At 59.7% G+C, this 23,073-nt stretch carries 27 protein-coding genes; 6 read left to right on the top strand and 21 right to left on the bottom strand.

Annotation, left to right across the window (positions count from 1 at the left end):
• Positions 1-16: 16 nt before the first annotated feature.
• Positions 17-787 (bottom strand): trans-aconitate 2-methyltransferase, encoded by a 771-nt coding sequence (gene tam / locus AB4P92_RS08560; protein ID WP_395599242.1) that lies wholly within the window; start codon positions 785-787, stop codon positions 17-19.
• 164 nt (positions 788-951) lie between these two features.
• Between tam and AB4P92_RS08565 the strand changes: the two genes are divergently transcribed.
• Positions 952-1,362, top strand: a complete 411-nt coding sequence (locus AB4P92_RS08565; protein ID WP_042558044.1) for a low affinity iron permease family protein — start codon at positions 952-954, stop codon at positions 1,360-1,362.
• 83 nt (positions 1,363-1,445) lie between these two features.
• On the opposite strand, the gene AB4P92_RS08570 is transcribed toward AB4P92_RS08565, so the two are convergent.
• From AB4P92_RS08570 to AB4P92_RS08600, 7 genes are all read right to left on the bottom strand, one after another.
• Positions 1,446-1,949, bottom strand: coding sequence for a DUF4142 domain-containing protein (locus tag AB4P92_RS08570; RefSeq protein WP_042558043.1), 504 nt, complete (start codon positions 1,947-1,949; stop codon positions 1,446-1,448).
• 75 nt (positions 1,950-2,024) lie between these two features.
• Positions 2,025-2,183 (bottom strand): KGG domain-containing protein, encoded by a 159-nt coding sequence (locus AB4P92_RS08575; RefSeq protein ID WP_080762009.1) that lies wholly within the window; start codon positions 2,181-2,183, stop codon positions 2,025-2,027.
• A gap of 125 nt (positions 2,184-2,308) precedes the next feature.
• Positions 2,309-2,947: a LysE family translocator gene (locus AB4P92_RS08580; RefSeq protein WP_047300057.1), complete on the bottom strand. Its 639-nt coding sequence runs from the start codon at positions 2,945-2,947 to the stop codon at positions 2,309-2,311.
• Between the two features lie 60 nt (positions 2,948-3,007).
• Positions 3,008-3,424, bottom strand: coding sequence for a fosfomycin resistance glutathione transferase (gene fos / locus AB4P92_RS08585; RefSeq protein ID WP_395599243.1), 417 nt, complete (start codon positions 3,422-3,424; stop codon positions 3,008-3,010).
• 4 nt (positions 3,425-3,428) lie between these two features.
• Positions 3,429-4,145 carry a hypothetical protein gene (locus AB4P92_RS08590; RefSeq protein WP_261735185.1) on the bottom strand — a complete coding sequence of 239 codons (717 nt, stop codon included), beginning with the start codon at positions 4,143-4,145 and terminating at the stop codon, positions 3,429-3,431.
• Between the two features lie 38 nt (positions 4,146-4,183).
• The gene (locus AB4P92_RS08595; protein ID WP_261735184.1) at positions 4,184-4,903 is read right to left on the bottom strand and encodes a hypothetical protein; all 720 of its coding nucleotides are present in this window, start codon (positions 4,901-4,903) and stop codon (positions 4,184-4,186) included.
• 21 nt (positions 4,904-4,924) lie between these two features.
• Complete coding sequence (locus tag AB4P92_RS08600; protein ID WP_191624483.1) at positions 4,925-5,836, bottom strand: LysR substrate-binding domain-containing protein; 912 nt, start codon at positions 5,834-5,836, stop codon at positions 4,925-4,927.
• A 77-nt stretch (positions 5,837-5,913) separates the two neighbouring features.
• Between AB4P92_RS08600 and AB4P92_RS08605 the strand changes: the two genes are divergently transcribed.
• A complete protein-coding gene (locus AB4P92_RS08605) occupies positions 5,914-6,402 on the top strand; it encodes a DMT family transporter (RefSeq protein WP_042558038.1) in 489 nt (162 codons plus the stop codon).
• A 149-nt stretch (positions 6,403-6,551) separates the two neighbouring features.
• On the opposite strand, the gene yiaY is transcribed toward AB4P92_RS08605, so the two are convergent.
• A complete protein-coding gene (gene yiaY, locus AB4P92_RS08610) occupies positions 6,552-7,700 on the bottom strand; it encodes an L-threonine dehydrogenase (RefSeq protein WP_042558037.1) in 1,149 nt (382 codons plus the stop codon).
• A gap of 155 nt (positions 7,701-7,855) precedes the next feature.
• On the opposite strand from yiaY, the gene AB4P92_RS08615 reads away from it, so the two are divergent.
• A complete protein-coding gene (locus tag AB4P92_RS08615; RefSeq protein WP_115147661.1) occupies positions 7,856-8,875 on the top strand; it encodes a DUF4917 family protein in 1,020 nt (339 codons plus the stop codon).
• Between the two features lie 142 nt (positions 8,876-9,017).
• Here the strand turns inward: AB4P92_RS08615 and AB4P92_RS08620 are convergent, their stop codons facing one another.
• From AB4P92_RS08620 to AB4P92_RS08650, 7 genes are all read right to left on the bottom strand, one after another.
• The gene (locus AB4P92_RS08620; RefSeq protein WP_261735181.1) at positions 9,018-9,362 is read right to left on the bottom strand and encodes a YegP family protein; all 345 of its coding nucleotides are present in this window, start codon (positions 9,360-9,362) and stop codon (positions 9,018-9,020) included.
• A 193-nt stretch (positions 9,363-9,555) separates the two neighbouring features.
• Positions 9,556-9,861 carry a ribbon-helix-helix domain-containing protein gene (locus AB4P92_RS08625; protein ID WP_115147660.1) on the bottom strand — a complete coding sequence of 102 codons (306 nt, stop codon included), beginning with the start codon at positions 9,859-9,861 and terminating at the stop codon, positions 9,556-9,558.
• A 13-nt stretch (positions 9,862-9,874) separates the two neighbouring features.
• A complete protein-coding gene (locus AB4P92_RS08630; protein ID WP_042558033.1) occupies positions 9,875-10,456 on the bottom strand; it encodes a DJ-1/PfpI family protein in 582 nt (193 codons plus the stop codon).
• Between the two features lie 248 nt (positions 10,457-10,704).
• Complete coding sequence (locus AB4P92_RS08635; RefSeq protein ID WP_395599244.1) at positions 10,705-11,931, bottom strand: class I SAM-dependent methyltransferase; 1,227 nt, start codon at positions 11,929-11,931, stop codon at positions 10,705-10,707.
• Positions 11,932-12,215: 284 nt separating this feature from the next.
• A complete protein-coding gene (locus AB4P92_RS08640; RefSeq protein WP_047300048.1) occupies positions 12,216-12,833 on the bottom strand; it encodes a TPM domain-containing protein in 618 nt (205 codons plus the stop codon).
• 33 nt (positions 12,834-12,866) lie between these two features.
• Positions 12,867-13,622 carry a YgcG family protein gene (locus AB4P92_RS08645; RefSeq protein WP_047300047.1) on the bottom strand — a complete coding sequence of 252 codons (756 nt, stop codon included), beginning with the start codon at positions 13,620-13,622 and terminating at the stop codon, positions 12,867-12,869.
• Between the two features lie 13 nt (positions 13,623-13,635).
• Positions 13,636-14,244 carry a LemA family protein gene (locus AB4P92_RS08650; RefSeq protein ID WP_042558030.1) on the bottom strand — a complete coding sequence of 203 codons (609 nt, stop codon included), beginning with the start codon at positions 14,242-14,244 and terminating at the stop codon, positions 13,636-13,638.
• Positions 14,245-14,504: 260 nt separating this feature from the next.
• On the opposite strand from AB4P92_RS08650, the gene bglX reads away from it, so the two are divergent.
• Complete coding sequence (bglX, locus tag AB4P92_RS08655; RefSeq protein WP_047300046.1) at positions 14,505-16,796, top strand: beta-glucosidase BglX; 2,292 nt, start codon at positions 14,505-14,507, stop codon at positions 16,794-16,796.
• Between the two features lie 140 nt (positions 16,797-16,936).
• Here the strand turns inward: bglX and AB4P92_RS08660 are convergent, their stop codons facing one another.
• From AB4P92_RS08660 to AB4P92_RS08680, 5 genes are all read right to left on the bottom strand, one after another.
• Positions 16,937-18,094, bottom strand: a complete 1,158-nt coding sequence (locus AB4P92_RS08660) for a phosphatidylserine/phosphatidylglycerophosphate/cardiolipin synthase family protein (RefSeq protein WP_042558028.1) — start codon at positions 18,092-18,094, stop codon at positions 16,937-16,939.
• Position 18,095: 1 nt separating this feature from the next.
• Positions 18,096-18,686: a YceI family protein gene (locus AB4P92_RS08665; protein ID WP_395599245.1), complete on the bottom strand. Its 591-nt coding sequence runs from the start codon at positions 18,684-18,686 to the stop codon at positions 18,096-18,098.
• 256 nt (positions 18,687-18,942) lie between these two features.
• Positions 18,943-19,239 carry an amidase gene (locus AB4P92_RS08670; RefSeq protein WP_395599246.1) on the bottom strand — a complete coding sequence of 99 codons (297 nt, stop codon included), beginning with the start codon at positions 19,237-19,239 and terminating at the stop codon, positions 18,943-18,945.
• Positions 19,236-20,309: a serine hydrolase gene (locus AB4P92_RS08675; protein ID WP_042558025.1), complete on the bottom strand. Its 1,074-nt coding sequence runs from the start codon at positions 20,307-20,309 to the stop codon at positions 19,236-19,238. Before AB4P92_RS08675 ends, AB4P92_RS08670 begins: the two co-directional genes overlap by 4 nt.
• A 180-nt stretch (positions 20,310-20,489) precedes the next feature.
• Positions 20,490-21,368: an acyl-CoA dehydrogenase gene (locus tag AB4P92_RS08680; RefSeq protein WP_395599247.1), complete on the bottom strand. Its 879-nt coding sequence runs from the start codon at positions 21,366-21,368 to the stop codon at positions 20,490-20,492.
• 153 nt (positions 21,369-21,521) lie between these two features.
• On the opposite strand from AB4P92_RS08680, the gene olsB reads away from it, so the two are divergent.
• Positions 21,522-22,277, top strand: a complete 756-nt coding sequence (gene olsB / locus AB4P92_RS08685) for an L-ornithine N(alpha)-acyltransferase (RefSeq protein ID WP_042558023.1) — start codon at positions 21,522-21,524, stop codon at positions 22,275-22,277.
• Complete coding sequence (locus tag AB4P92_RS08690) at positions 22,277-23,068, top strand: 1-acyl-sn-glycerol-3-phosphate acyltransferase (protein ID WP_042558022.1); 792 nt, start codon at positions 22,277-22,279, stop codon at positions 23,066-23,068. Before olsB ends, AB4P92_RS08690 begins: the two co-directional genes overlap by 1 nt.
• Positions 23,069-23,073: the final 5 nt, after the last annotated feature.

A 23,073-nucleotide genomic window follows, 5' to 3' on the forward strand; every position in this document is an offset into this window, starting at 1 on the left:
GGTTTTGAACGCGCCTTCAGCGCGTCGCCACAATAAACAACCGCGGAAACGGCAACAGCACCGAGCCATCCGCCAACGCCGGATAAGCCTTCTCAACCTCAGCCAGATACTGCTCCAGATACTGTGCCCGCTCGCTTTCAGTCAACGGACTCAGAAACGGAATCAGCCCACTGCCCTTGAACCACTCGACCACCCCGGCAGCGCCATCCGACAGTTGATGGTGATACGTGGTGCGCCACACATCGACCCGCGCGCAGTGCGGTCGCAGCATAGAGAAATACTCGCTGGCGCTCGCCATGTCCGTACGCTGCCCGGCAGCGTCAGCGAGTTTGCTTGCCCACGGGCCATTCGCCGCGATTTCACGCATCAAGCGGTGGGAGGGTTCATTGAGATTATCCGGCATCTGAATTGCCAGACTGCCGCCCTCCGCGAGCTTGCTCGCCAGCGCCGGCAGCAACGCCGCGTGATCGGGTACCCATTGCAATACCGCATTGGCAAAGATCACATCGAAAGGGTCTTCATCGGCCCATCGATCAATCTCGGCGACATCGAACTGCAACTGCGGCAAGCGCTTGCGTGCGGCCGCGATCATGTCTGCCGAGCTGTCCAGCCCACTGACTGTCGCCCCAGAAAAACGCTGCACCAGCAGCTCAGTCGAATTACCCGGACCGCAACCGATATCGACCACCGATCGCGCTTCAGCCGTGGGAATCGCAGCAAGCAAATCACGAGCCGGGCGGGTGCGTTCATCTTCGAAAGCGACGTACTGTTTGGCGGACCAACTCATTGCGTTCTCCTGTCATGGCGAAAAGCGGGTGCTGACACGATACCGTTACCCACGAAAACTGGCTCCCCTACCAACGTCGCGCATGCTTCCTGGATTTGTAAGTAGAATTTTCATCAAGCCGTCAGTGTCTGAATTTCAGGCACCACACAACAAGGAACACGGCTATGAAATTTGCGAAGATTTCCCAGAAGCTTGCCCTGTGGGCCGGTAGCCCCAAGACCTTTATGGGGGCGTTGATCCTGATCGGTCTTTGGGGAATGAGCGGGCCGATTTTCAGTTACAACGACACTTGGCAACTGATCATCAACACCTCGACGACGATCATCACGTTCCTGATGGTGTTCCTGATCCAGAACACGCAGAACCGCGACACCGACATCCTGCATCTGAAGATCGATGAATTGCTGCGGGTGACCAAAGAGGCGCAGAACGCAATGTTGGGGCTCGAGGCGCTGGATCTGAAACAACTGGAAGCCTTGCGCAGGCACTACCGGACGTTGGGCGAAGGTGAGGTTTTCAATCTTGAGGGGCTGGGCGAGCAGAGCAAGCCGAAGCAGGATTTGAACGAGTGCTGATTTAAAAGCAAAAGATCGCAGCCTGCGCCAGCGCCAACACAAAGCACTGCCGAAGGCTGCGATCTTTTGATCTTTAACTCAAATCAGCGGCTGGCTTGCAGCGACCGAGCCATTTGCAGATGGTTTTGCAGTTTGGGCAAGGTCTCATCGGCGAAGGCTTTGATCTCCGGCACGGTGGTGGTTTGCGCCTCCTGCTGAATCTGCTGGATCGCCTCTTCAGTGGCTTTGACCTGACTGGCGGCGTACGCCTGATCAAAGGTTGCGCCGTCTTTCACTTCAGGAATCAGTTCCTTGGCCTTGTCGGCCATTTCTTCACGCGGGGCGACGGGCAGGTCGAGTTTTTTCGCAATCTTCGCCAAATGTTGATTGGCCGTGGTGCGGTCGTTGATGACGACGATGGTGAAATCCTTGACCTCTTTGGATTCGGTCTTCTGATGCGCCAAACGGCTGGCTTCGATGTCGGCCATGCCTTTGGCCGAAGCATCGTTGATGAATTCGGCAGGCGACTGGGCAAAAGCACTGCTGGCGAACAATCCCAACAGCGTGACAAAACTTAAACGACGTACCTGGGTGGCCATCCGGCTCATGGTCGCGCCCTCCTTCTTGCTGAATTCAAGCGGGAGCTTGCGCCCCCGCCTCTCAATCAAAACTACCTTCACCGACTACTTCGATTTCTGAGCAGGCTTGCGGCCCGTTTCTGTTTTCGCAGGCTCTTTATCGACCGTCGTCGTGGTGGTTTTCCCACCTTTGCGACCGGCTTCAGAAGCCTTCGTTCGATCGTTGGCGAAGTTTCCCGAGTTCGAGTTTCTTGAATTAGGCATGATTCTCTACCTCTTGGTATTGATCGTGGCGAGCAGGTGCCCGTCTAGATTGAGAATTTTCTCACCGGCAAAGGTTTAGAAAAATTGCCATCGCTGCGACGAACGGTGAACCCTCGGCGAGCAGATCAAGCCTTGTTCGGCATCAATCCCGGCAAAGCATGCAGTAGCGCATTGATGGCGAAACCGATGAACATCACGCCGCACAATCGAGTGATGAGCAGTTCGTGACGCTGGTACACCGTGCGCACTCGCTGCGCGCCCACCACACCAATCAGAATCGCGTAGGCGAGCAGTCCACCAAGGAAACTCAGGGCGATCAGCGCTGGCAACATCGACCAGTTGAGCAGCTCGGCGCGGCTCGACAGCAGCGCGGTAAACGTCGCCACCGCCACCGGATAGGCTTTGGGATTGGTCAGGCCGAACAAAATGCCGTGCCAGAAGGGATTGCGCGCCGCGCCCTGCGGTTGATCGTCACTGCGCCGTTGCGCACGCACTGCACGCCAACCGAGCCAGAACAGGTACAAGCCACTCAGTACGCCAAGCACATCAAACGCGGTGCTGCCGATTTCCCGTGCACCGACAATCGCGATCAGTGCGGTGCTGCACCACACCACATCGCCCAGCAAATGCCCGCAGAGAAACCCCGCGCCAGCACGCCGCCCATGCGCCGCGCCGATGCCGAACACCGCCAGTACGCCCGGCCCGGGCGTGATGCCGTAAATGAAACCCGAGGCCAGCACGGCCATTAGCAACGATGGAGTCATGGGTTACCTGCAAACGCGAGAATACGTGGCGGCCAGTCTATATCAGCGAAAACGGTCTGTTCACGGCGCGTCGTAAAAACGCATGCCGGCATACGGTTTTTGCCGACACGCCGCCAGCCGCGAAGCGAGATCGCCGACGTGAACTTCGAGCTGATGGCCGTCAGGATCGAGAAAGTAGAAAGAAGCACCTTCGCTGCGGTTATCCCGCCATTGCTGAACGTGTGCCGCTTTTAGTCTCTGTACCAAAACCGGGAAATCCGCCGCGCTGAGGCTGAAGGCGTAGTGGGTGTAATCGCCGCACGCCTGGGCACTGCGTTTCGAATCAAGCGAAAGGCACAACCACAGCCCCGGCAGCGACAGATAGGCGCCGTTGTCCCACGTCGCTTCGACGCGCAACTGCAGCACATCGCGGTAAAACGCCAGGCTGCGACTCAGGTCGCCGACGGCGAGGGTCAGGTGGTTGAGGCCGGTGAGCATCGGTTCAGTAACCTCTGAGATCTTCAGGGACGCCGTATTGCTGGCCATCGTAGGTCAACGTGATCCGGGTTTTCTTCAGGTGAGTGGTTTTGGAAACGCACTCGTTGCCCGACTTGGAGTCGTTCATTTTGCTGGCGCTGGTGGTGATGATCAAATCGGCGAAACCATGGTGACTCGATGGACCGATCTCGACACTCCTGCGAACCTCATTGGTGTAGCCCTCGCAATCGCTCATGAATTCGCCGTTGTTTTTGTAGACCACCAAGCCTTCCAGAACCGGGCGCAGGTTGTTGCCTTCGCGGACGTACAACGCCAGATCGGTTTTTTCGTAGGGAATTGCATGGGAGCTGTGCACGAACTTCGAGCGCAGACCAAACGCGCGAACATTCGGCGCCAGTCGGTAGCGCCCGGTATCAATGCGCAGGTCATCGAAGCGCACGGCATCGGAGTTGTAAGCGCCGGGTTTGCGGTAAGTGGCGATAGGGTTTGCATTGCTGGCGTTGACGATCGACAGGTCCAGATCGAACACCCCGGCATCGTCGTCGCCGGGGTCGGCCAGGTACGTGGATTTGACCGCGATCGCCTGAGTCGGGAAGGCCGGCCAGACGATGCAGCGTGCCAGTGATTGGCCGTCGAAGGCCTTGGTGGTGCAGGCGGCCTGGGCTTGGGCGGTGATGGCCAGAATAGCGAGGGCGATAAGGAGTCTGGTAGGGGTGAGCATGGTTCTTCCTTGATAAGAGTCGTGTTTCAGCAGGTGAATCAGAGTCCCTTGAGACCTGGTGGCAGGACGTAATTCTTTCCGTCGTAATGCAATGTTGTCAAAACCGGTTGGCGTACAGTCGTCTTGTCTTCACACGCGTCGCCTTCAACCACACTTGTCGTGCCTTTTTCCTGGGTTTTGACGATTAAATCTGCATAGCCATAGGAGCTCGTTTTAGCGATATCGACGGTTCTTGAAATTTCAAAACGCTGTCCGGCGCAGTTGTCATCCCACTCGCCGCCATACTCATAAACCACCAACTGACGCAGGACAGGACGCAACGTCTCGCCCTCCTTCACGTAGAGCGACAGTTGATGTTCCTCCACGGGATTGAGACGAGAGCCGTTAGCGAGTGTTGCGCGGACACCAAAGGCTCGAAGTTCGGGAGCGAGTTTGTAGCGTGCCGTGTCGAGCGTCAGATCCTTCAAGTGGACGCCATCCATTACGAAAGCGGCGGCCTGGTGATAAGTCGCAATCGGAGTCGGTTGGCCATCCTGCAACACGGACACGTCCAGATCGTGGGTGCCGAGCGCTTCGGTAGTGCCCGGCTCAAACCGCGTCGAGGCGCTGATGGTCAGCCCGGTGTAGGCTGGCCAATCCTTGCAGGCAGAGACATCCTCCCCCGCAACCGCTGGCGGCGTGCAAGCGGCAAACACCTGCCCCGCCATCAACCACCCGCTCAACACCACACACCCGATCAATCCAGACTTCACTGTCACTTCCCGCTCCTTGCTAACGTTTCAGCCGCGCACTATCCCCTGCTCAATCCTGCGATTCAACCAATTCAACGCCTGATCCCCGCCCCGGCGCTTATGCCACGCCAGCACAAACGTGAACGGCGGAATCTCGAACGGTGGCGGCACGACGACAAGTTCACGCGGGTCAATATCCCGCAAGCCCCGTGACGACACCGTAAGAATCAGATCCGTACCGCTGATGAACTGTGGCGCGACGTTCCAGTGCGGCAGGCTGATGGCGACGCGGCGGCGCTCACGCAGTGACGTTAAAGCGCGTTCGATTTCCGGCGTGCCGCTGCCCCGCATTTCCAGCAACACGTGCGGGCGAGACAGGTAGGTCGGCAGATCCAGAACGCCGTCGGCAGGCAAACTGGCGCGATCCAGCAGGCACACGTAGCGCTCTTCAAACAGCAGCGTGCTGCGCAATTCGTTGGGCATTTCCGGGAACACGCCGGCGGCCACGTCGATATCGCCGTTGAGCACCCCTTCCAGCATGCCTTCTCGACTGGCGTGGCTGATTTGCAAGTCGATGCCTGGCGCTTCGCGGCGCAAGGTACGGATCAGCGTGGGCAGGATGATCGCCGCGCCGTAGTCGGACATCGCCACGCGAAAGGTGCGGCGCGCACTCGCCGGATCGAAGGTGTTGGGGGCCAGCAGCGACTGCACCTGGGCCAGCGCTTCGGCCAACGGCGCGACCAGCTCGAGCGCCCGCGCGGTGGGCACAAGGCCAGAGCCTGCGCGCACCAGCAATGGGTCACCAAGCAAGTCACGCAATCGCGCCAGCGCATGGCTGACCGCCGGTTGGCTGAGGTGCAGGCGCTCGGCGGCGCGGGTGACGTGTTGCTCGCTGAGCAAGGCGTCGAGGATCACCAGCAGATTGAGGTCGATACGGCGCAGATCATTCATCTGGTGCATGTACTTGATGACAAAACGGAATTTAAATCTGCGCGACGAATAGCCTAGAGTCCAGCAAAACCTGTTGGAGGATGATCATGAGTACGTTGCAGTGGGCCGGTCTGCTCGCCTTGGCCGCTTTCGCCGGCGCCGTGGTGCCGTTTCAAAGCGCGATCAACAGCAATCTGGCGCGAGGGCTGGGACATCCGTTGTGGGCGACATTGGCGTCGCTGCTGGTGAGTGTGCTGGTGTTGTTGCCGGTGATTCTGGCGTTGCGCTTGCCGTTGCCGTCAGTGGCGTTCATCAGCAAGGCTCCATTGTGGATATGGGCCGGTGGCGCGTTCGGCGTGTGCTTTGTGGCACTGGCGGTGATGCTTTTGCCCAAACTCGGCGCGTCGGGATTTGTCGCGCTGGCGTTGGCCGGACAGGTCATTGCCTCGATGGTGCTGGATCACTTCGGGCTGTTTGGTTTGATGGAAAAGCAGCTGACATTGCCGCGAGTATTTGGCGCGTTGTTGCTGGTTGCGGGGGTGGTGTTGATTCAGTTTGGTGGGGTTTTCGAGAGGAATGTGGCGGTTGTTGGGTAACCTGAGAACTCAATAGATTTGCAGTGCCTGGTAATCAGTCTTCGCGAGCAGGCTCGCTCCCACAATTGAAATGCGATTCACTGTGGGAACGAGCCTGCTCGCGAAGAGGCCGGTTTGACTGGGTCGAAATTACCAGGAAAGCACTGACCTCAAAACGCGTTGCGGAAAATCTCCTCGATTTGCCGCTGATCCGCCGCGCGTGGATTGGTCAGCCCGCAAGCGTCTTTCAGGGCGTTGGTGGCGAGTACCGGAATGTCCGAGAGTTTCGCGCCCAGCTCCCGCAAGCCGCCCGGAATTTCCACGTCTCTGGCCAGGCAACGGATCGCCGTGATCGCCGCCTGAGCGCCCTCTTCCGGGCTCAAACCGTGAACATCGGCACCCATGGCGTGGGCGACATCGGTGAGCCGGTCGGCACACACCAGCGCATTGAACGTCTGCACATGCGGCAACAGCACAGCGTTGCAGACACCATGAGGCAAGTCGTAGTAACCGCCCAACTGGTGCGCCATCGCGTGCACGTAGCCCAGCGACGCATTGTTGAACGCCATGCCGGCGAGGAACTGCGCGTAGGCCATGTTCTCCCGTGCGGCGAGGTCGCTGCCGTCACGCACGGCCAGACGCAGGTTGTTGCTGATCAGGGTCATGGCCTTCAGCGCACAGGTATCAGTGATCGGGTTGGCGGCGGTGGAGACGTAGGCTTCGATCGCATGAGTCAGGGCATCCATGCCAGTCGCGGCGGTCAGGCTTTTCGGCATCGCAACCATCAGCGCCGGGTCGTTGACTGACAGCAGCGGCGTGACGTTACGGTCGACGATGGCCATTTTCACGTGACGCGATTCGTCGGTGATGATGCAGAACCGGGTCATCTCGCTGGCAGTGCCGGCGGTGGTGTTGATGGCGATCAGCGGCAGTTGCGGCTTGCTCGATTGATCAACGCCTTCGTAATCGCGAATCTGCCCGCCATTGGTCGCACACAGCGCGATGCCCTTGGCGCAGTCGTGAGGCGACCCACCGCCCAGCGACACCACGAAATCACAATGACTTTCCTTGAGCAGGCCCAAACCGCACTCGACATTGGCGATGCTCGGGTTCGGTTTGGCGCCGTCGAAAATCACTGAATCGATGTCCTGCATCGCCAGTTTCTCCGCCACCATGCTCGCCACGCCGGCCTTGGCCAGCCCCACGTCGGTGACGATCAGCGCCTTGCGAAAACCGTAGTTGCGGATCGCGACCATGGCTTCGTCGAGGCATCCATTGCCCATGATGTTGACCGCCGGAATGAAAAAGGTGCTGCTCATCGTGTGACTCCTGACTGGGGCCGAATCGACAGCTGCGATCCGACGGGTAAGCACAGGATCGACCGATCGGTCACGGCGTATGTTGATCTGGCTCAATGTCCGCTCGTGATAAAGTCACCGCCCATCAGCCCCTTTGTTTTGAGATGTGCCAAGTAATGAGCGATTTTCTGGATGTCGACGCCACCCTCGAAGACTGGAACACCCTGCGCGCCGCAACCGGCTTCAACGGTTTGCTGGTGGGCAACGGCGCCAGCCGGGCCGTTTGGGATGACTTCGGCTACGACTCGCTGTTCGAAAACGCCCGTACCGTGGAAGAAAAACCCCTGAGCGCGTCGGAGCTGGCGGTGTTCGACGCGATGCAGACGCACAGCTTCGAGCAGGTCCTCAGCGCCCTCAAAACCACCAGCCGGGTGAACAAGGCGCTGGCCGTCAGCTCGGCCGCACCGCGCAACCGCTACTACGCGATCAAGGAAGCGTTGATCAACACCGTGCACGCCATTCACATTCCGTGGCGGCTGGTTCAGACCTCAACGCTCACCACGCTGAATGAAGAGCTGGCGCGCTATCGCACGGTGTTCACCACCAATTACGACTTGCTCAACTACTGGGCGATCCAGCATCGCAGCGAGGCCATCGACGATCTGTTCAAGGGCGCCAACGCCAGTTTCGATATCAGCGAAACCGCTACGTCCAAACCGCGTTTGCTGTACCTGCACGGCGGCCTGCACCTGGTACGCAATCAGGATGGCACCGCGCGCAAACTGACCTCGACCGAGGGCACGCTGCTCGGCAGTTTTGCGATCAACAACACGATCAAGACGCTGGATGACGTACCGCTGTTCGTCACCGAAGGGCCGAGCGCCGACAAGCTCAAGACCATTCGCAGCTCGGATTACCTGTCGTTCTGTTACGAGCAGTTATTGGGCCACAGCGACAGCCTGTGCATCTTCGGCCATGCCTTGGGCGAGCAGGACAACCACATCGTCCGGGCCCTGCGCCTGGCAAAACCGAAGGTTGTGGCGATCTCCATTTATCCGCGCAGCGCGGCGTTCGTTCAGCATCAGAAGCGCCACTACGCGAAGGTGTTTGAGGGGACGGGGGCGCAGTTGCGCTTTTTTGATGCGAAGACGCATGCATTGGGCAGTCCGAAGTTGTCAGTGCCCGTCGAGGTTTGATGTAGCCAGGACTGACGCCTTCGCGAGCAGGCTCGCTCCCATAGGGATTCTGGTTGGATCAGATCGTGTGGTGTGACCCATGACACTGTGGGAGCTGGCTTGCCAGCTCCCACAGGAATTTGTATTGGGTTGGAAAGTGGAATCAGAGGACCGGCAGGGTCTTGTCCTTGATGGTCTTCGTCGGGCCATTGGCCTTGACGCTGGCAATGCCTTTGTCACACGCCGCATCCGAGGAGTAGGCCTCGCTGTTGCCGATGACCTGATGATTGGCCGCTTTTAGATTGAAATACGGATGACCATCCTTGGTGGACTTTTTCTCGTAGCGCTCATCCAGCGGACTGTTGGTCTGCACTGACGCAATGCCGCCGTCGGCTGCTGCGCGGGTGGTGTAGAGCTCGCTGGTGAGAATGGTTTCGGCGTTGGCAGCCTTGAGTACAAACCTGAACTGGCCGTTGCTGCTTTTACTCACTTCGTACCATCCGGACATGCTCGTTTCTCCTTGGCGGTTGAGAGGTTTTCGCGCTTCAGAGTAAAGACCAACCTCAGGCTTCTGTCGCCTGTACTGACGCCATCGCTGGCAAGCCAGCTCCCACAGAGTCCGGGTCGTTCACAAAATCCTTGTACCGCACACAGAACCTGTGGAAGCTGGCTTGCCAGCGATGGCAGCGACTCGGCATGAGTTATTTCACCACCGCCCGCACCACCGACAATGGCGGCGAATCCACCCGCCGCTGACTCAGATACCGCGTGCAACTCACCCGCAAGAACGAAGCAAAATTGACCACCTCACCGCGGTAATCCATCACCTCTTCATACAGCTTGGCGATCAGTTGATTGGTGGTCATGCCGTCGATCTCGGCGATTTCGCCGAGGATGTCCCAGAACTGATTCTCCAGGCGCAACGTCGTCACCACCCCGCAGATACGCAGCGAGCGAGAGCGCGATTCATAGAGGATCGGGTCGGCCTTGACGTAGAGCTCGCACATGGACGAAACCTCGTTACAGGGTGATTTGGGTGCCCAGCAAACCGAGGAAACCGGCCAGCCAGTTCGGATGCGCCGGCCAGGCCGGAGCAGTCGCCAGATTGCCTTGAACGTGGCCGTCCGTCACTGGAATGTCGATGTACGTGCCGCCCGCCAGTCGCACTTCAGGCGCGCAGGCCGGATAGGCGCTGCACTCGCGACCTTCAAGAACGCCCGCCGCTGCCAGCAACTGCGCGCCGTGGCACACCGCTGCAATCGGTTTGCCGGACTTGTCGAAGGCACGCACTAGATCCAGGACTTTTTCGTTCAGACGCAGGTATTCCGGAGCACGACCGCCAGGGATCACCAGCGCGTCGTAATCGGCCTCACTGGCACTGGCGAAATCGAAATTCAGCGCGAACAGGTGACCGGGTTTTTCGCTGTAGGTCTGGTCACCTTCGAAGTCATGGATCGCGGTGCGCACGGTCTGGCCTGCGGTTTTGTCCGGGCAGACCGCGTGGACGGTGTGCCCGACCATTTGCAGGGCCTGGAACGGCACCATCACTTCGTAGTCTTCGACGTAATCGCCGACCAGCATCAGGATTTTTTTCGCGGCCATGGGGAGTACTCCTCTGGGAAATGCTTGGGAGTATTGAAGGTAGACCTTATCTGTCGGGGCGGGTAACAACCGGCTACTACGCCTGACGCGCCAGGCAGTTTGTACACGAACACCTGTAGGAGCTGCCGCAGGCTGCGATCTTTTGACTCTGGTTTTGTAGCAACAAGATCAAAAGATCGCAGCGTGCCGCAGCTCCTACAGGTTACGAGTCAAGCCAGACAACCGTGGGCGCGCAGCGGAGTTGCGATTCAGGCCAGGTAGCCATCAGCGCGCAGCAAGGTTTCCAGGCAGTGCTCGCTGATGTGGTAGAACGCCTTCAACTCCTGGATTTTCACCAACAGCTGAGCCGGGTCCACCGGCTCGGCGCGTTTCACTGCCAGAATCATCTTGTTCTTGTTGGTGTGATCCAGCGAGATGAACTCGAACACTTTGGTCTCGTAACCACAGGCTTCAAGGAACAGCGCGCGCAGGCTGTCAGTGACCATTTCCGCCTGCTGACCGAGGTGCAAACCGTATTGCAGCATCGGCTTGAGCAGCGCCGGGCTCTGGATCTGCAGGCGGATCTGTTTGTGGCAGCACGGCGAGCACATGATGATCGACGCGCCCGAACGGATGCCGGTGTGGATCGCGTAGTCGGTGGCGATATCGCAGGCATGCAGGGCGATCATCACGTCCAGTTCGCTCGGCGCCACGCTGCGCACATCACCGCATTTGAAGACCAGGCCCGGATGATCGAGTTTGGCCGCTGCGGCGTTGCACAGGCTGACCATTTCTTCACGCAACTCGACGCCCGTGACTTCGCCCTCGGCTTTCAAGGTATTACGCAGGTAGTCGTGGATGGCGAACGTCAGGTAGCCCTTGCCCGAACCGAAATCCGCGACCCGCACCGGTTTGTCCAGCGCCAGCGGTGACGATGTCAGGGCATGGCTGAAGACTTCGATGAACTTGTTGATCTGCTTCCACTTGCGCGACATCGCCGGGATCAGCTCGTGCTGGGCGTTGGTCACGCCCAGGTCCCTGAGAAACGGCCGGTTCAGGTCCAGAAAACGGTTTTTCTCGCGGTTGTGCTCGGCCGACGGTGCCTCGCGCAATTGCTGAGGCTGGCTCTTGAACAGCGAAGTTTTGCCCTTTTTGCTGTATTCGAGCTGAGCTTCGTCAGCCAGCGTCAGCAAGTGCGCATTTTTGAACGAGGCCGGCAGCAGCGCGGCAATGCTCGCAACGCCTTCGCTCAATGGCAGGTTCTTGGTGATGTCGCGGGTTTTGTAGCGATACACGAACGACAGGCAGGGCTGAGCTTTAACGGTCACCGGTTTGATGATGACGCGCTGCAAGTCCGCTTCTTCACCGACGTATTTGGCCAGCACCAGTTTGATGAAACCGTTCTGCTCGAGGCTGGTTTGCAGCAACTCGATGAACTGGGCGTGGTGGTCCGGCGCGGGTTTGGCTGATGGCGCGGAGGGGGCGGTAACGGACATGAACAAGCGGCCTCGGGGGGGGCGAATCGGGAATGGCGGGTATTTTAGGGGGGATGGGGGTTGGGGACACGCTCTTATTTACCGAACGGTTTTAAATGAGGCCCTCACCCTGGCCCTCTCCCAGAGGTAGAGGGAACTGACCGAGGTGTTATCTCAAGCTACGCCGACCTGAATTATCGAGCCGAACTCAGGTTTTGAAACCAACAAATATCGGCTCCCTTTCCCCCTCTCCCATTGGGAGAGGGCTGGGGTGAGGGGCTGGATTTCAAGTCAGACAATCCTTCTCAGGCCAACACCACCAACCGGTTCGGCAACTCATTGCGCACCTGCGTCACCGGCACATGCACCTTGAGCAATTCCCCGCACGCCTCGATGCAAGTGACAAACCCCTCAAGCGTGCGCCCCTGCCGTACCTGCTCAGTAAACGCGGCGACAATCACATCCCAGCTTTCATTGCCCAACCGCTTCGATATCCCCTCATCCACCAGAATCTCCACATAGCGCTCGGCCTCGCAGACGAAAATCAGCATGCCGGTGCTGCCCACGGTGTGATGCAGGTTCTGTTCGAGAAACTGTCGCCGCGCCAGGTTCGATGCACGCCAGTGTCGTACACGGCGTGGCACCAGATGTGTGGTGATCTTCGGCAGGCGAAACAGCAGGCACAGCACAATGAACAGGCCCCACTGCACCAGCAACAGGCTGCGCAGGGTCAGCCAGCCGGTCAGATAATGCACGACGCCCGGCACCACCAGCGCCAGCAGGCTCGCCCACAGCAGCGGGATGTATGCGTAGTCATCGGCGCGAGCCGCCAGCACTGTCACCAGTTCGGCATCGGTGTCGCGCTCGACCCGTGCGATCGCCTCGGCGACTTTGCGTTGTTCGTGTTCAGTCAGTAATGCCATGTCAAAAAGTGCCTGCTCATTATTCTTTTAATGTCACCAGCCGCCGGACGAACCACCGCCGCCGAAACTGCCCCCGCCGCCGCTGAAGCCCCCACCGCCACCGCCGCCACCAAATCCGCCGCCACCGCCAAACCCTCCGCCGCCACCGGAGCCGCCACGGCCGGTGGGCAGGATACCGAGCATCTGGCAGACAAACACCGTCAGGATGAACAACATCACCAAAAAAACGAACAACGTCGGATGGCGCGAGATGAAATCGCTCTGCGGGTCCCCGCTGGACTCATACACCGTCGACGGTTCGTCCAGCGGATTGCCGCCCAGCACAACCAGCATCGCCGCCACGCCGTCGCTGATGCCTTTGCTGAAATTGCCGGTCTTGAACGCGGGCGTGATGACTTGATGGATGATCACCGAGGTTTGCGCATCGGTCAGCCGGTCTTCCAGGCCATAACCGACTTCGATGCGCAATTTGCGCTCGTCACGGGCAACGATCAGCAGCGCGCCGTTATTCTTGTCCTTTTGCCCTATGGCCCAATGACGACCGAGCTGGACGCCATAATCCTCGATGGTGGTGCCTTGCAGATCGGGCAGCGTGACCACGACCAATTGCTCACCGCTCGCCTGTTCGTGGGCCTGCAACTGTTGGCTCAATTGCGCGCGCACCGATGGCTCGATCATCTGCGCCTCGTCCACCACGCGCCCGCTCAGCGCCGGGAACGTCAACTCGGCCCGGGCGCTGACGGCGAACATCCACAGCATCAGCACCAGGCCTATTTTCAACACACGCATGGGCAACCTCGAATCAGAACTTCACTTGCGGGGCCTTTTCCGCACCGGGCGTGGTGGCTTCGAAGGTTTCGCGCATCGGCAGGTCGCTGTACATCACGCTGTGCCAGAGGCGACCGGGAAAAGTGCGGATCTCGGTGTTGTACTTCTGCACCGCCAGAATGAAATCGCGTCGTGCCACGGCGATGCGGTTTTCCGTGCCTTCGAGCTGCGATTGCAGGGCGAGGAAGTTCTGATTGGCCTTCAGATCCGGATAACGCTCGGACACCACCATCAAACGGCTCAATGCGCCGCTCAATTGATCCTGCGCCTGCTGGTACTGCTTGAGCTTCTCGGGATTGTCGAGGGTACTGGCATCAACCTGAATCGACGTGGCTTTCGCCCGGGCTTCGATCACTGCGGTCAGGGTTTCCTTTTCGTGGGCGGCGTAGCCCTTCACCGTTTCCACCAGATTGGGGATCAGGTCAGCGCGGCGCTGATACTGGTTCTGCACCTGCCCCCACGCGGCCTTGGCCTGTTCGTCGAGGGTCGGGATGTTATTGATGCCACACGCGGTCAGCAAAGTCGCCAGCATCAACAATGTGGCGACCTGCAAACGCGAGCGATAGGTTGGACTTACATTCATTGCAGTGATGCTCCCTGACACATTTCATTAAAAAGCCGAGCGCGAAACCTTCTCAGCCGGTGGTTGGGGCATAATCGGCCGCGCCACTGGATTGCGACCGGTCAATGGGCTAAAAAGTGCCTGCGCGGTCGAGCTGCCTGCGGTCAACGGTGTTTTTTTGGCTTGGCGTTTTTGCGCCCGCACCCGAACAACAATAGTCGCTCCCTAAATTTTGGCTGGCCGGCATTGCATTGCCGTTTGTGCCCTTGAGAAAAATATTCATGAAGAAGCTGTGTTTGCTGGGCCTGTTCGTCAGTCTGGCCAGTCATCAAGTATTGGCCGCTGAGACCTCGGTACCTCTGGAAAACAAGGACGCCTTCATCAGCAACCTGATGAAGCAAATGACCCTCGACGAAAAGATCGGCCAGTTGCGCCTGATCAGCATCGGCCCGGAAATGCCCCGCGAGCTGATCCGCAAGGAGATCGCCACCGGCAACATCGGCGGCACGTTCAACTCGATCACCCGCGCGGAAAACCGTCCGATGCAGGACGCTGCCATGCGCAGTCGCCTGAAGATTCCGATGTTTTTCGCGTACGACGTGATCCACGGTCACCGTACGATTTTCCCGATTCCGCTAGCCCTGGCTTCGAGTTGGGACATGGACGCCATCGGTCGCTCCGGGCGCGTTGCCGCCAAAGAGGCCGCTGCCGACAGCCTCGACATCACTTTCGCGCCGATGGTCGACATCTCCCGCGACCCGCGCTGGGGCCGTAGTTCCGAAGGTTTCGGTGAGGACACCTACCTCACTTCGCGCATCGCCCGAGTCATGGTCAAGGCCTATCAGGGCGACGCCCCGAACACGGCCGACAGCATCATGGCCAGCGTCAAGCACTTTGCCTTGTACGGCGCGGTCGAGGGCGGTCGCGACTACAACACCGTCGACATGAGCCCGGTGAAGATGTACCAGGATTACCTGCCGCCGTACCGCGCCGCCATTGATGCCGGCGCCGGTGGTGTGATGGTGGCGCTGAACTCGATCAACGGCATTCCGGCCACCGCTGACACGTGGCTGATGAACGATCTGTTGCGCAGGGATTGGGGTTTCAAGGGCCTGGCGGTCAGTGACCATGGCGCGATCTTTGAACTGATCAAGCACGGTGTGGCTCGCGACGGTCGTGAAGCGGCGAAACTGGCGATCAAGGCCGGCATCGACATGAGCATGAACGACACCCTGTACGGCAAGGAACTGCCAGGGCTGCTCAAATCCGGCGAGATCGAACAGAAACATATCGACAACGCTGTGCGTGAAGTCCTTGCGGCCAAGTACGACATGGGCCTGTTCAAGGACCCGTACCTGCGCATCGGCAAAGCTGAAGATGATCCGGCCGATACCTACGCCGAAAGCCGCCTGCACCGCGCCGACGCCCGTGACGTCGCGCGTCGCAGCCTGGTGCTGCTGAAGAACCAGAACGAAACCCTGCCACTGAAGAAGACTGCAAAAATCGCGCTGGTCGGCCCGCTGGCCAAGGCGCCGATCGACATGATGGGCAGTTGGGCCGCCGCCGGTCGTCCGGCGCAATCGGTGACCCTGTTCGACGGCATGAACGCACTTATCGGCGACAAATCGAACCTGATCTACGCCCGTGGCGCGAACATCACCAGCGACAAGAAGGTGCTCGATTACCTGAACTTCCTCAACTTCGATGCACCGGAAGTGGTTGATGATCCGCGCCCGGCCAATGTGCTGATCGATGAAGCGGTAAAAGCCGCCAAGGATGCCGACGTGATCGTCGCAGCCGTAGGCGAGTCCCGTGGCATGTCCCACGAATCTTCCAGCCGTACCGACCTGAACATCCCGGAAACACAGCGCGAGCTGATCCGCGCGCTGAAAGCCACCGGCAAGCCGTTGGTGCTGGTCTTGATGAACGGCCGCCCACTGACCATTCTCGAAGAGAACCAGTCGGCCGATGCGATTCTGGAAACCTGGTTCAGCGGCACCGAGGGCGGCAACGCCATCGCTGACGTGCTGTTCGGCGACTACAACCCGTCGGGCAAACTGCCGGTAACCTTCCCACGCTCCGTTGGGCAGATTCCGACCTACTACAACCACCTGAGCATTGGCCGGCCGTTCACACCGGGCAAACCGGGCAACTACACCTCGCAGTATTTCGATGACACGACGGGCCCGCTGTTCCCGTTCGGTTACGGCCTGAGCTATACCGATTTCAGCCTGAGCGACATGGCGCTGTCCTCGACCACCCTGAATGCCAGCGGCAAGCTCGACGCCAGTGTCATGGTGAAGAACACCGGCAAGCGTGACGGCGAAACCGTGGTGCAGCTGTACATTCAGGACGTTACCGGTTCGATGATTCGCCCGGTGAAAGAACTGAAGAACTTCCAGAAAATCATGCTCAAGGCCGGCGAACAGAAAGTCGTGCACTTCACCATCACCGAGGAGGAGCTGAAGTTCTACAACGCCCAACTCAAGTACGCCGCCGAGCCCGGCAAGTTCAACGTGCAGATCGGTCTGGACTCTCAGAATGTGACGCAGCAGAGCTTTGAGTTGCTGTAACTGCAAGCACACCGCAAAACCCTGTGGGAGCGAGCCTGCTCGCGAAAGCGGTCATTCAGATAAACAATTACTGACTGACACACCGCCTTCGCGAGCAGGCTCGCTCCCACATTGGATTTAGGGTGTATTCAAAATCGGTTTTACCCGCGGCGGTCGAGGATGTTAACCACCAACCGATCCACCCACCCCCACATCCTCTGTTTCACCCGCCGCCACAACGGCCGCCTCTGCCACTCCTCCAGGCTCACCCGCTGACTCAAGCCGAAATCCTTCTCGAAACTCGCCACCACCGCTGCCGTCAACGACGGATCGAGCGCCTCAAGATTCGCCTCCAGATTGAAGCGCAAATTCCAGTGATCGAAGTTGCACGAACCGATGCTCACCCAATCGTCCACCAGCACCATTTTCAGGTGCAGGAAGCACGGCTGGTATTCGTAGATCTGCACGCCGGCCTTGAGCAGTCGCGGGTAGTAGCGATGCCCGGCGTAGCGCACGGACGGGTGATCGGTGCGCGGCCCGGTCAACAGCAGGCGCACGTCGACACCTCGGGCAGCGGCCTTGCGCAGCGATCGGCGGATTTTCCAGGTCGGCAGGAAGTACGGCGTGGCCATCCAGATGCGTTTTTGCCCGCTGTTCAGCGCGCGAAACAGTGATTGCAGAATGTCGCGGTGCTGGCGGGCGTCGGCGTAAGCCACGCGGCCCATGCCCTCGCCCATGTCCGGCACCTTGGGCAAACGCGGCAAGCCGACATGCGCGGATGGCTTCCAGGCACGGCGATGGCGGTTGGCGATCCACTGGCGGTCGAACAATAGCTGCCAGTCGAGCACCAGCGGGCCGCTGATTTCCACCATCACTTCGTGCCACTCGCTGGTGTCGTGCCCCGGGGTCCAGAACTCATCGGTGACACCCGTGCCGCCGACCACCGCCAGCCGCTGGTCAACCAGCAGCAGTTTGCGGTGGTCACGATAGAAATTGCCGACCCAACGGCGCCAGTGCAGGCGATTGTAGAAGCGCAGCTCAACCCCGGCGTGCGTCAAGCGTTTACGCAGGTTCAGGGTAAACGCGAGGCTGCCGTAGTCGTCGAACAGGCAGCGCACGCGTACACCTCGCTCGGCGGCCAGCACCAGCGCTTGCACGATGGTTTCGGCACAGGCGCCAGCCTCGACGAGGTACAGCTCAAGTTCGATCTGCTCCTGGGCGCCGGCAATTTGCTCAAGCATGCGCGGGAAGAATTGCGGGCCGTCGATCAACAGCTCGAAACGGTTGCCGTCACGCCAAGGGAAGATCGCGCCGCGCATGTCAGCGCGCCGTGAAAATCAGTACCGCACCCACCGGCACCGACAAACTGATGGCCGACAAATCGGCCAGTTTGCGCAGGCTTTCCAGCCCTGGGGCAAGATCGAAATCCTCGGCATTGATCACCACTGGCTCCAGTGTCACCACCTGGAAGCGTCGGTCATCAAGACGCGTTGCCAGCAGCTCGGCCGGGTACTCATTTTGCTTGCCATGCAGAGTGACGGTCAGCGGCAGACGCAATTCCAGTTGCGCACCGGGGGCCAGATCGTTGATCGGGCGCAGGTCGATCTGGGTGGTGATGGTCGCGTCGGGGAATTGCTCGATCTGGAACAGCCCCTTGCGCATGCGCTCGTCACGCAGCGGGATGCCGCTGTTGATCGAATCCATCTCGACCTCGACCTCGGCGCGACCGTTCGGATCGACCTTGCCATGCAGCACCAGAAAGCGCTGCACTTCGGAGATATGGGCGTTTTTCGTGCTGACAAACGACAGCCGTGACGACTCGCCGTCCAGGTACCAATTGGCCTGCGCCGGCAACGCAGCGGCAGCCAGCAGCAGGCAGGACAGGGTTTTGTAGAGGGAGCGGTTGAACATTGAGGACTCGTGGGGGCGATAAACCTGAGCCGAACATTAACTGGCTGGGGCGTTATTGCAAATCGAAGATCAAAAGATTGTCCGATCGCGGCCCGAGCCTTCGACAGCTACAAGTTCCACTGTTGACGCTTCACCTGTGGGAGCTGGCTTGCCAGCGATTGGGCCGGCACAGGTGAAATTTTTGCTGAATGACACGCCGCCATTCGCTGGCAAGCCAGCTCCCACAGGGTTCTTTATTTGCAGGGCAATTGTGTGTTCAGGGGTTGAGGCGGCAGCCCTGGCGCTCACTCAACCATTGCGCGCTGTTGCTGCGGCCCATGCCACTGACGGTGATGGTTTTGCTATCGACGTCATCGCTGAAGCCGCTGGTCGGTAGCCACTGTTTCACATAGCCACGGCAATATTCGGCATCGTTGTTCATGACGTAGCGGCACGAACAATATTCCTTAGCCGTGTAGGCACTGATGATGTCCGCAAAGGCCCAGAGGTTCTCGCGCTCATAGGCAATCCAGCCGAGCAGCACGACAAGCAACACCAGCAAGAACCGCTTCATGGCCGCACCGCCGCAAGCACACGTTTGAGCAGTTCGTTGTGGCGGTAGCTGCCGTCGCGATCATCGGCGTAGCGCACGATCACCAGTTTTTCGCTGGGGATGACGTACAGCGCCTGGCCCCAATGACCCAGCGCGGCGAAGGTATCGGGCGGCGCATCGGCCCACGGTGACGATGCGCCTTGCGCCGGGCGATTAAGCCACCAGTGGCCGCCGGGCACGGCTTCATCCTGATTGGCCTTGTAACCGGCGAAGGGTTGCAGGTTGAAGGTGAGCCATTCCTTGGGCAGCAATTGCCGATCATTCCAGCGTCCGTCGCGGGCCATCAACACACCGACACGCGCCAGATCCCGCGCGGTCAGGTAGGCATAGGACGATGCGACGAACGTACCGTTGGCATCGGTTTCCCACACGGCGTGGCGGATGCCCAACGGTTCGAACAGTGCTGTCCACGGATAGTCTGGATATCGCTGTGGGCCGACGATGGATTTCAACGCTGCCGCCAGCAGATTGCTGTCGCCGCTGGAGTAACGGAATGCCTGCCCCGGTACGGCGTAGCTGTGGTGATCGGCGGTGAATCGCGCCATGTCCTGGTGACCACGGGTGTAGAGCATCGCCACCACCGAGGATTTCAGCGGGGCGTATTCATAGTCTTCCTGCCAGTCGATGCCCGAGGCCCAATGCAGCAGATCGGCAATAGTGATCGCCGGGTGTTTTTCCAGCGCCGGGTAGAACTTCACGGCTGGATCATCGAGCTTGAACAGGCCTTCACCGTAGGCAACGCCAAGCACCGCAGCCATCAGACTTTTGCTGATCGACCAGGTCAGGTGTGGGGTTTGCGCGTTAGTCGGGCCGGCGTAGCGTTCGTAGATGATCTGGCCATCGCGAATGATCAACAAGGCATCGGTGCGAATGCCCTGGCGAGTGGTGTCGTCGCGGGGTGGGAAGGCGTAGGCCTGAAGATCCTCAACCGCTGTGATCTGCGGACCAACCGGCCACTGTTCGCCGGGCCATGATTCGGCCTGAACGGTGAAGCTGATCAGCAGCAGAAACAGCGACAGGCCTTTGAACATGGTGAGGGCTCTTGGGGAGAACCTGCTGAGCGTAGTCGGGGCTCATGACAAATTGGCGATCCTGGCTGTTCATCAGGCCATCATCGCTGGCAAGCCAGCTCCCACAGGGTGAATGGTGTACAGACAATCTGTGGCAATCACACAAACCTGTGAGAGCTGGCTTGCTAGCGATGGGGCCCGTCAGATCACCGCCAAAGCCTTGACCAGGCGCTTGGCTCGGGCACCGGAGGCCAACTGCATCACCGCCTGATCACGCTGCCACATCTGCGCCCATTCCGGATCACCTTCGCTTAACGCTTGGTCAATCTCGGTCTTGACCGAATCAAACTGCGCAAACAACCCACCGAGCAACACATGCCCCGCCGGATTGTTCGGCGGCTGTCGACTCATCTCCGCACACCCGGCCAGCAGCGCCAGCAAGCGCAGTTGCAGCGTCTGTGGCCAGTCGTTGTCCTGCCCCACGCCGTACAACCAGGCGGTCATCGCGCTCAGCACATAGACATCTTCCAGCGTGCGAAACGGTTTGACGTAAGCATCCCAGCCGTCCCCCGCGAGCAACTCGCACAGAGCCCCATCGAGATGCAGTCGGCCATGGCTGATGTCGGGCATCAACGGCAGAGCCGGCAGTTTTTCCACCGTCACACCGGGCTCACCGGGATACACCACCGCCAGACTCAGGCGCGGCGTTGCGCCGGCCTCTTCACTGCGTGCGGCGATCAGCAGCCAGTCCGCCGCATCGCCGGCGGTAACGAAATCCTTGGTGCCACTCAAGCGTAAATCCGTCAGCCGCGTTTGCATGTCGGACGGACGCAGGCTGCGCTGTTCGGTCGCACACAACGCGCCGAGGCTCAGCGGTGCGCTCGGCCACAACATGCGCAATGCCGCTTGATAACCGACCAGAAACGCCAGCCCTGGCGTCGCCATCCGCCGCCCGCCCGCCACCGCCAATTCGAACGGCGTGACGTTGCCCAACTGCTGCAACAACGTCGCAAAACCCTCGGCCAGGTCAGCAACGGCGGGCAATCGTTCACGGCTTTGCAACAGATCTGGCCAGGGCATAAGAGGCTCCTTGTGGGCTGTCATATAAGCATCACCAAAGGTTCATGGCGATGACACCGGGGCTACATAGCCTGACTTTGCACAACACGGCTGCATAAAGAAAGTCGATCGGCTGCAACCCATGACGGGTTCAAGGCCCGTACGGAGATTCAAATGACTCAGATCGCCCGCATCAGCGACACCGGCAATGAACGCCGTCTGCAAGCCGAACGCCTGATCGGCGCCGAAGCCTTGCAGCAAGCCCAGGCCCTGCGATTCAGCGTCTTCAGCGGCGAGTTCAACGCCAAACTGAAAGGCGCGGAACTGGGTCTGGACATGGATGATTATGATGTTCACTGCAGCCACATCGGCGTGCGTGACCTGAACACTGGTCGCCTGGTCGCGACCACGCGATTGCTCGATCACACCGCCGCCAGCAGCCTTGGCAAGTTCTACAGCGAAGAAGAATTCAGCCTGCATGGCCTCGCTCATCTGCAAGGCCCGATCCTGGAAATCGGCCGCACCTGCGTCGACCCGGCCTACCGCAACGGCGGGACGATTGCAGTGCTGTGGGGTGAATTGGCCGAAGTGTTGAACGAGGGCGGCTACAGCTATTTGATGGGGTGCGCGAGCATCCCGATGCAGGACGGTGGCGTACAGGCCCACGCGATCATGCAGCGTCTGCGCGAACGTTATCTGTGCACCGAAAACTTGCGTGCCGAGCCGAAAAAACCGCTGCCAACCCTCGACATTCCGTCGAACGTGATCGCCGAAATGCCGCCGCTGCTCAAGGCTTATATGCGCCTGGGCGCGAAGATCTGCGGCGAGCCGTGCTGGGACGAAGACTTCCAGGTCGCCGACGTGTTCATCCTGCTCAAGCGCGACGAACTCTGCCCGCGCTATGCCAAGCACTTCAAGGCGGCCGTGTGATGAGCCGGTTGCGGGTTTACGCGCGGATCGCGCGAGTGCTGCTGGTGGTATCGCTGGGATTGACCATGGCCAGTCTGTTCGGCGTGTTCGAGAGGATTGGCCTGGCGCACTCGATGGAACGTCGCCAGCGCTGGTCGCGCTTTTTCATGGCGCGCCTGAGCAATGCCCTGCCCTTTCGCATGACCGTCCACGGTGAACTGCCAAAGCAGCCGATGTTGTGGGTCAGCAATCATGTGTCGTGGACCGATATACCGCTGCTGGGCATGCTCACACCGCTGTCGTTTCTGTCCAAGGCCGAAGTGCGCACCTGGCCGGTCGCCGGTTGGCTCGCAGCCAAGGCTGGCAGCCTGTTTATCCGTCGTGGCTCGGGCGACAGCCAGTTGATCCGCAAACAGATGACCCGGCACCTGCAAACCGATCATTCACTGCTGATGTTCCCGGAAGGCACGACCACCGATGGCCGTTCACTGCGCACCTTTCACGGTCGCTTGCTGTCGGCGGCGATTGATTCAGAGGTGATGCTGCAACCGGTGGCGATTCGTTATCTGCGTGACGGCGAAGTCGATACGTTGGCACCGTTCATTGGTGACGATGATCTGCTGTCGCACCTGATGCGTCTGTTCAGCAATGATTGCGGCGATGTCGAAGTGCATCTGCTCAAGCCGATCGCCTGCGAGGGTCGGGAACGTGCGGCGCTGGCGTTTGAAGCGCAGCAGGCGGTGCAGAAGGTGTTGTTTGGATCGATTCCGGAAACCCGACAATCCCCAATGCGCCCGGCAATCGCCGCCTGAAATAC

Source organism: Pseudomonas sp. A0308 (genome assembly GCF_044218815.1).
In the GTDB taxonomy this organism is placed as follows: Bacteria; Pseudomonadota; Gammaproteobacteria; order Pseudomonadales; family Pseudomonadaceae; genus Aquipseudomonas; species Aquipseudomonas iridis.